Source organism: Natronococcus sp. JC468, from assembly GCF_012163165.1.
GTDB lineage: Archaea > Halobacteriota > Halobacteria > Halobacteriales > Natrialbaceae > Natronococcus > Natronococcus jeotgali.
This window is the reverse complement of sequence record NZ_JAAVUO010000100.1, coordinates 1-1275: the sequence shown is the minus strand read 5'-3', so window position 1 is coordinate 1275 and position 1275 is coordinate 1. Positions and strand designations below refer to the sequence as shown.

2 pseudogenes are annotated in these 1275 nt (G+C 54.1%); both read right to left on the bottom strand.

The features are described from left to right. Positions 1-457: pseudogene (locus tag GWG54_RS20530) on the bottom strand (hypothetical protein); the annotation flags it as partial. A gap of 121 nt (positions 458-578) precedes the next feature. Further along, a pseudogene (locus tag GWG54_RS20525) lies at positions 579-692 on the bottom strand (ArsR family transcriptional regulator); the annotation flags it as partial. Positions 693-1275 lie beyond the last annotated feature (583 nt).

Genomic DNA, 1275 nt, shown 5'->3' with positions numbered 1-1275 from the left:
GCGATACCGGATTAGCGGCGAAGAGTAGTTGAACGATTCGGTCAACTGCCAGTGAGTGATCAGTGGGTAACTGCTCAGACTCGAGCGTTCCCAGAGCGTAGCGGAATTCATCCGGCCGGAATTTTCGGCCTTCATACTCCGGAAGTAGGGTTTCTGCTGCTCGTCCCGCGGGTTTGTCCGTCGTCAAGAGTACGATTTGCTCAGCGTCGCCAGTTTCGAGAAGTTGTGCTGCAAGACCGACGAGAGCAGTGTCTGCTTTTTCGATGTGGTCCTCCGACCGATCTGTGTCGTTTACGATATTCCGTCGAGTGGCATCCATGAGCCCCGAGACGATAGAATTCGGATACTTGAGTTCGTCAGCCACGACAATCCAGCCTTCGTCGATCCCCTCTTGCCAGGGAATTGCACTTGACGGATAGGGCTCATCGCCGGGTTCGCCGCCTAATTCGAGATACACACGCCTTAGGGATCAGCAGTGAGACATCTGCTTCGGACGGCGCGACGAAGTTGCTGATACTTTTCAGCGTTAGGTCCACCGCATCGGACAAAGACACCCGTATCTGCAATGTACTGCGCCCTCATTCGTCGTTTCGGTGTCGGAGAACAACCGGCTCGAGTGCCTGTAGAATAATCTCGGCTTCGAGCGGAGAGAGGTCGAGTTCATGCGCCATGATCTGATGGTTGCCGTCGCCAGTGGTTCGCTTGGTCGCGAACTCGTCCCAGCGTTTGGTGACGAGTATCGCTCGGTAGGTGTTTTGTTCGCCCCGTTCGTCGACGAAGCGTTGTTTGACTTTGTGCTGGCGGCAGTTCGCGAAGAAATCGAGCGGGCTCGTCGATGGTTCGACGTCGCCGGGTAGCAGTGTTGTCCTCTCACTCTCGTTTTCATCGATGATAGCTTCGACCTGGCAGGCTTTCGCGCTGGCAGAGCGGGCGATTTCCTTTGCCTCTTCGGCCACCGACTGTGCCTCGTTAGAGTTCTGTAGGCGTGCTGAAGACAGAGCGCGAATGTGGTGCGGGCTAATAATCGATTTGCGAAGTGTTCGCTCAGTACTGAGAGACACCTATCATTCACCGATCCGCACCGTCAGGCTATCGATAATGTACCCGATAGTATCATTACGGTATTATATCCGGAGTTGTCGTGCGTCGGTGTGAGTCGGTTGAAACAGTTCCGCTGTCACGACTCGAAAGTGATATCAATATGAGGGCTTTGTTGAATCGCTGTAAGGCGGTGGATTTCACTGTTTGACGGCACGTTTGATGTTGTAGACGACA